Source organism: Pyxidicoccus sp. M6, assembly GCF_055568925.1.
In genome coordinates, this window is the sequence record NZ_CM145714.1 from 6,857,383 (window position 1) to 6,863,470 (window position 6,088).

Annotated in this window: 7 protein-coding genes; 5 read left to right on the forward strand and 2 right to left on the reverse strand. The window is 69.1% G+C overall.

All coding sequences use genetic code 11. The features are described 5' to 3' along the window. The first annotated feature begins 19 nt into the window (after positions 1 to 19). From miaB to ACVTJA_RS27420, 4 genes are all read left to right on the forward strand, one after another. Complete coding sequence (miaB, locus tag ACVTJA_RS27405; RefSeq protein WP_465823903.1) at positions 20 to 1,408, forward strand: tRNA (N6-isopentenyl adenosine(37)-C2)-methylthiotransferase MiaB; 1,389 nt, start codon at positions 20 to 22, stop codon at positions 1,406 to 1,408. Between the two features lie 74 nt (positions 1,409 to 1,482). Continuing rightward, entirely contained in the window at positions 1,483 to 1,953 is a 471-nt protein-coding gene (locus ACVTJA_RS27410) for a Crp/Fnr family transcriptional regulator (protein WP_465823906.1), read from the forward strand. 29 nt (positions 1,954 to 1,982) lie between these two features. Then, a complete protein-coding gene (locus tag ACVTJA_RS27415; protein ID WP_465823908.1) occupies positions 1,983 to 3,002 on the forward strand; it encodes a hypothetical protein in 1,020 nt (339 codons plus the stop codon). A 16-nt stretch (positions 3,003 to 3,018) separates the two neighbouring features. Further along, positions 3,019 to 3,819 carry a DedA family protein gene (locus ACVTJA_RS27420; RefSeq protein WP_465823911.1) on the forward strand — a complete coding sequence of 267 codons (801 nt, stop codon included), beginning with the start codon at positions 3,019 to 3,021 and terminating at the stop codon, positions 3,817 to 3,819. Between the two features lie 99 nt (positions 3,820 to 3,918). Here ACVTJA_RS27420 and ACVTJA_RS27425 read toward each other — a convergent pair whose 3' ends face one another. Further along, positions 3,919 to 4,533 carry a hypothetical protein gene (locus ACVTJA_RS27425; protein ID WP_465823915.1) on the reverse strand — a complete coding sequence of 205 codons (615 nt, stop codon included), beginning with the start codon at positions 4,531 to 4,533 and terminating at the stop codon, positions 3,919 to 3,921. Positions 4,534 to 4,755: 222 nt separating this feature from the next. Between ACVTJA_RS27425 and ACVTJA_RS27430 the strand changes: the two genes are divergently transcribed. Continuing rightward, positions 4,756 to 5,076 (forward strand): DUF6348 family protein, encoded by a 321-nt coding sequence (locus tag ACVTJA_RS27430; protein WP_465823917.1) that lies wholly within the window; start codon positions 4,756 to 4,758, stop codon positions 5,074 to 5,076. Here ACVTJA_RS27430 and ACVTJA_RS27435 read toward each other — a convergent pair. Then, positions 5,037 to 6,014, reverse strand: coding sequence for a hypothetical protein (locus ACVTJA_RS27435; protein WP_465823919.1), 978 nt, complete (start codon positions 6,012 to 6,014; stop codon positions 5,037 to 5,039). The two genes, ACVTJA_RS27430 and ACVTJA_RS27435, sit on opposite strands and share 40 nt — an antisense overlap. Positions 6,015 to 6,088 lie beyond the last annotated feature (74 nt).

Genomic DNA, 6,088 nt, shown 5'->3' on the forward strand with positions numbered 1-6,088 from the left:
TCTTCCTCAGGGTTCTGACATGAAGCGCTACTTCATCCACACCTTCGGCTGCCAGATGAACGTCAACGACTCGCTCCGCATGAGCGAGGTGTTGGCGAAGATGTCCTACGAGCCGACGCCGGTGCCCGAGAACGCGGACCTCATCATCCTCAACACCTGCGCCATCCGCGAGAAGGCCGAGGACAAGATGTTGTCCGCGCTGGGCCGCTACAAGCCGGTGAAGGCCAGCCGGGGCGCGCTCATCGGCGTGGGCGGGTGCGTGGCGCAGCAGGAGAAGGACAAGCTCCTGAAGAAGGTGCCGTACCTCGACTTCGTCTTCGGCCCCGACAACATCGCGAAGCTGCCGGACATCATCGGCCGCGTGTCCGAGGACCGCGCGCGCGTGGTGGAGGCCGCCTTCGTCCATTCCGAGGAGTACGTCTTCCCCCGCGCCGACCCGGAGACGTCTCGCGGCAAGGTCACCGAGTTCGTCACGGTGATGAAGGGCTGCGACAACGTCTGCTCGTTCTGTGTGGTGCCGCACACCCGCGGCCGCGAGGTGAGCCGCGCCTTCCCGGACGTGCTCGTCGAGGTGGCGGACCTGGCGAAGGTGGGCGTGCGCGAGGTGACGCTCATCGGGCAGAACGTGAACTCGTACGCGGGCGGCATCTCCTTCGCGCAGTTGCTGCTGCGCACCGCGGAGGTGCCGGGCATCGAGCGCGTGCGCTTCACCACCAGCCACCCGCACGACCTGTCCGACGAGCTCATCGACGCGTTCCGCACGCAGCCCAAGATTGCTCCGCACTTCCACCTGCCCGTGCAGTGCGGCAGTGACCGCATCCTGAAGATGATGCGCCGCGACTACACCGTGGTGCAGTACCTGGAGCGGCTGGAGAAGCTGCGCGCCGCGCGGCCGGGCATCGCCGTCACCACCGACATCATCGTGGGCTTCCCCGGAGAGACCGAGGAGGACTTCGAGATGACGATGAAGCTGACCGAGCAGGTCCGCTACGACAACCAGTTCTCCTTCGTCTTCAGCCCGCGTCCCAAGACGGGCGCCGCGCTGAAGGAGCACGAGTGGGGCCCGGTGCCGCACGAGGTGAAGATTGCCCGCCTGGAGCGCCTGCAGAAGCTGCAGCGGCGCATCAGCACGGAAATCACCGCGGCGCTGGTGGGCTCGGAGGTGGAGGTGCTGGTGGAGGGCCACTCGCGCTACGACGCCACCAAGCGCTTCGGCCGCACGCCGGAGAACCGCACCGTCAACTTCGACGGCGACGCTCCGGCCGGCGCCATCGTCACGGTGAAGGTGGAGCGCTCCACGCCGAACCAGCTCTCCGGGAAGCAGGGCGCCGTACTGTCCATGCCCACCGTGGAGCCGTTGCCCGTGGCCCCGGCCGCCTCGCCGTTCCACGTCATCGCGGAGGCCTGAGTTATCGCTCGACGCCGTGCGCCGCGAGAGCCGCTGACTCGCGGGCCCGGTTGCCCCGTGTTAGGACTTTCCGCATGGCTTTAGTGCCCGCGACCACCCTCAAGGCGTGCCCCATCTTCAAGGGCTTCACCGACACCGGCATTCAAATCTTCGCCGGTGTCGCGGTGCCCCGGGCGTTCCCCAAGGGCACCGCAATCTTCACCGAAGGCAAGTCGGGAGAGTCGCTCATCATCGTCGGCGAGGGCACCGTGCGGCTGAGCGCGAAGAGCGCCTCGGGCGAGGACGTACCCCTGGGCGAGGTGGGCGCGGGCGAGCCCCTGGGCGAGCTGGCCCTCGTGCAGAAGGGCGAGCGCCTGTGCACCGCCACCGCCGCCACCGATGTGTCCGCCTTGGAGATTCGCGCCTCGGATTTCCAGAAACTCCTGGCTTCGAAGCCTCAGGCGTGCGTGAAGCTGCTGATGGGCATCGTCGCCCACTTCGGCCAGAAGGCGCGGGACAACCGCGACATGCTGCGCACGCTCGTCGGAAAGGCCCCGGCCGCCTGACGGCCCCGTGCTAGCGTGGGGCCACGCCCATGCGTGCCCCCCTCCTGGCCATGCTCGTCCTGCTCGGGGCTCCCGGCCTCGCATCCGCCCAGGCCCGGGCTCGCGCCGTCGTGCCCACGCTGGTGGAGGAGGACTGGTTCTCCAGCGTGTACTCGGCCGGTGGGCTGGAGGTCCGCGCCGATGGCCGCGTCTTCACCCTGTTCGCCCTGCTGAACCGGCTGGGCTACGACGCTGGCACGCGCTACCGCGAGCACCCGGTGCCCGCGTACCGCTATGGCCCGGCTCGCGAGCGTGTGCGCGAGGCGCTGGTGACGGCCGCCCCGGCGGTGCTGGCGGACGCCCGGGCCTTCTTCGACGCGCACCCCGTGCCGGTGGAGGACTACCTGGCGCGTCTGCTGGCTGGCCCCCAGGCGTCCCCAGGAGCCCGCGGGCTGGACGGGCTGGAGGTACTGCTGGCGCGCGTGGAGGCCGAGTGGCCGGTGGCGGCGCTCCGGGCGGAGACGTTGGACCTGTATCGCGCGGAACAGCGCGCCTGGCTGCCTTTGTTGGATGCACCGTTTCAACAGGCGGCACGACTCCTGGGCCAGCCGGAAGGCAAGCCTGCCCTCGAGGTGGTGGTTAATCTGCTCGACGCGGAAGGCAGCATCCGGCGGGTGGAGACGGGACGTGGGTGGGTGTTGGTGGTTGGTCCGACTACCCGGCGGCCCGAAATGGAACTCCTGGTCCGGGAGTTCGCGCGAGGCGTGCTTTCATCACGTATGGGGACACGCTTGGAGGGTAGGTGGACGGGTGGCGCGGTGGCACTGCGTGAGGCCCGGGTGGCGGGGGCGACGGAGGCGACGGTGGGGGAGTACGGGGTGGCTTTGCTGAGCCGGGCGCTGGCGCTGATGGCCACCGGCGCCCAGGAAGCGGCCTATGAGGCGGCCGGCCGCCAGGGGTACTTCGGATTGAAGGCCCTGGCCCGGAGTTTTGAGGACTCGCGCCCGGTTGATGCCTGGGCGCTGGATGGGCTGTCCCGGGTGAGCCCGGGGCAGGCCCTCCGGAAGTGAACGGACGGGACAACGCGTGCAAGACATCCTCAACCACCTGCTCGGCGATGCACAGGGCTTCGTCGCCTACGTCACCGTCTTCAGCGTCCTGGTGGCCTGTGGCCTGGGCATCCCGCTCCCCGAGGACATCTCGCTCATCCTCGGCGGCTTCCTGGCGCACAAGGGCGCCGCCAGCCTGCCGGTGATGATGGTGGTGGGCTTCGCCGGCATCCTCGCGGGTGACAGCCTCATCTTCCTCGCCGGCCGCCGGCTGGGCGGGAAGCTGGGCCGCAACGACGGCACCGGAGGGGGCTTCTTCGCCCGCATCGTCACGCCCGAGAAGCGCGCCAAGGTGGAAGGGCTGTTCGCCCGGCACGGGCAGAAGATTGTCTGCATCGCCCGCTTCATGCCCGGCGTGCGCGCGGTGACGTACTTCACCGCCGGCTCCGTGGGCATGTCCTACTGGCGCTTCATCTTCTGGGACGGGCTCGCGGCGCTGCTGTCCGCGCCCGTCTTCGTGTGGCTCGGGTTCCACTTCGGCAGCCAGCTGGACCACTTCATCGACATCTTCAAGGAAGGCCAGTCCGTCGTCATGGCGGTGCTGGTGGTGGGCGTCGTCGGGTACGTGCTGTACCGGCGCCGTCAGGCGGCCCGCCGCGCCGCGGCCTCGCGCGCGGGCGTGCAGCCCGTGAGCATGCCGTCCCGCGTGCAGGAGCCGCTGGCCCCGCCGATGCGCAACTCGGTGACGGGCAAGGGCGAGCCCCTGTTCGAGGTCGCGGCCTCGGACAAGAAGGTCTCGTCGTCCGACCCCGTGCGCGGCGAGTTACAGAAGACGTAGCCCGCCGGCGTGGGTGAAGACGTCGCCCGCCGCAAAGCGGAGCTTCGTCGGCGCCTGCGCCTGAAGGGCATCGAGGCCGCCGACGGTCAACCGCGGGTGTCAGTCGCGCAGCAGCTTCTGGCCCGCCAGCACGTGCTCGCACAGGTTCAGTGAGAGGTTTCCGCGCGGGTCGAGCGTGGGGGCGAGCCGCGCTGTGAGGGCATCGCCCTCGATCGGGTCGGGCGTCGAGGCTGGGAGATAGAGCGCGCCGCGGTGACTTGGCCGCAACCACGCACCCATCTGCTCCTCGCCGTGGACAACCAGATGGGTCGCGTCCGTGCCGTCGGTCACGAGGTTGCCGGTCAGCTTGAGGTCGCCCTCGATGAACACCTGGGCGTCGCAGCTGAGCACGAGATCACGAGCGATCAGCGAGCCCTTGATCCACAGCGGCACGTAGAGGTCGAGGTCGCGGATCACCAGCGGGCCGTCGACGATCAGGTCGCCTTCGACGACGCATACCATCGGGGCTTCATTGCGGACGTAGGTCGGCCCACTCAGCTTGAGCGTGCCGTCGTGGACCACGAAGTCGACCTCGCGGCCGCCGAACAGGTCCTCGTAGTTGACCGAATCGAAGCTGACCTCGAGCAGGTTGTAGCGCGCGAAGCCGAGCTCGCGTGCCAGGGGTTGGAACCGCGCGCCGGGCAGCGTGGTGTAGGGCTGGGGTTCGAGGGCCATGGGGCGTGATTAACGCATCGTCCACGCGCTGGCCAGCGCGGGCACCTCACCCGCGGGCAGTTCGTGCGGCGGGTGTCACGGGAGTCATGAGCGGCCGCGCGTCCGGGCGTCGCGGGTGAATGGCCACCACTCCCAGCCGAGACTGTTGGCGAGCGTGTTGAGCCCCCTCGGAAGATTTCGCTCGCGCCTGGGACGCACTGGCTGCGCGTCTACTTCGCGCAGATGGACGAAGAGCCGATGACGCTCGAAGTCCTCCTCGACAACGAGGAGTGGCCTGAGCTGCGGGATGCGCTCGAAGCGGCCCCGTGGCCGAGCGCTCCTGGATTCCGCGCTCTCCGCGGAGGGAATGAAGGAGCTACGTGGCCAGGTCTCAGCGGTCCCCGCCACAACGGCGCCTGGGTCGAAGCCACCAGCGACGTCGGCCGAGGGCGCGCCGTCTCGAAGCGCGCCCGAAGTCCCCAAGCGTCCGTGGTGGAAGTTCTGGTGAGCGTGCGCCAGCGCGCTCACGTGAAGGTGCAGAGGAAGTCCAGGGCGAGCTGGTAGCTGGCAATCTCTTTGCGGCGCGGGAAGACCTCGGCCTCGCCCGTGGAGGGGTCGAAGCCGAGCCAGATGCTCTGGTCCCCCCGGTTGCACTTCAGCAGCACCCAGTGGTCATCGGGCTGCCGGCTGGGCCGGTAGAGGTGGGGCATCCGGCAGAGCCCGACGCCCATGACGAGCGCGTCCACCTGGAGCGGCTCGTCACGGTCGGGTGAGTCCATGCCACCCTCCACCCGCCACGCGACCAGGAACGCGCTCCGGGCCAGCGGGTTCCGCACGTGGTCCGGTGGCTTCGAGATGCGCATGGACAAGGCCGGCAGCTGGTTCGCGTCGAAGGTCACCGGGTCGAGCATTGGCAGCTCGGGAACCTCCAGGTCCATCCAGAAGCGGCACGACGCGACGGGATCGTCGATGCCCGCGGCCAGTCGCCACTGGTCCGCGCCCACTCGTTCCACGTCGACGCGGAAGCCCATGGCGGGGCGGTCCTCATGGATTTTGCCCTCCGCATCGAGGCTGACGGCCAGGGAGATCTGCTCCGGGTCCTGCCCGCCACGCACATGCGCGTTCACGGACGAGATGCGCTCCAGCCGCCTCAACAGCTCGAGGTCGATGGGACGGGCCGGCGGCCGCGTCCGAGGCGGTGGCGTGGGAAAAACGGCCGTACTGTCACGTGCCTCGACGCGGCGCTCGTAGTCGGTGTCCGCGGGGTCGCGGACCATGGCAGTGACGCGCTGCCCACCGAGCGGGTGCGGCTCGATGGACTGCACCTGGACCTTGACCCCCGTGGCAGGTTCGAAGCCCTTGCACGCGCTCACTCCGAAGCGGACGGCCGTTCCGTTCGCGAGCCGGACCACACCGACGTTGTCGGCGACGACGTAGCTCTCGATGGCCCCCAGCTCTGGACCTGCCTTCGGCTTCCTCTTGAACAGGTCCATCAGCCCCATGGGGGATACCTCCTGGAGTCGCGGGAAGGGACCGTGCAATTCAATGGCAACTGCACGGTCCCTTGCAAACCCCA

Coding starts and splice junctions, on each gene's coding strand:
- miaB (WP_465823903.1), top strand. CDS start 20: ATGAAGCGCTACTTCATCCACACCTTCGGCTGCCAGATGAACGTCAAC.
- ACVTJA_RS27425 (WP_465823915.1), bottom strand. CDS start 4,533: ATGGCCCTCGAACCCCAGCCCTACACCACGCTGCCCGGCGCGCGGTTC.
- ACVTJA_RS27415 (WP_465823908.1), top strand. CDS start 1,983: ATGCGTGCCCCCCTCCTGGCCATGCTCGTCCTGCTCGGGGCTCCCGGC.
- ACVTJA_RS27435 (WP_465823919.1), bottom strand. CDS start 6,014: ATGGGGCTGATGGACCTGTTCAAGAGGAAGCCGAAGGCAGGTCCAGAG.
- ACVTJA_RS27430 (WP_465823917.1), top strand. CDS start 4,756: ATGGACGAAGAGCCGATGACGCTCGAAGTCCTCCTCGACAACGAGGAG.
- ACVTJA_RS27410 (WP_465823906.1), top strand. CDS start 1,483: ATGGCTTTAGTGCCCGCGACCACCCTCAAGGCGTGCCCCATCTTCAAG.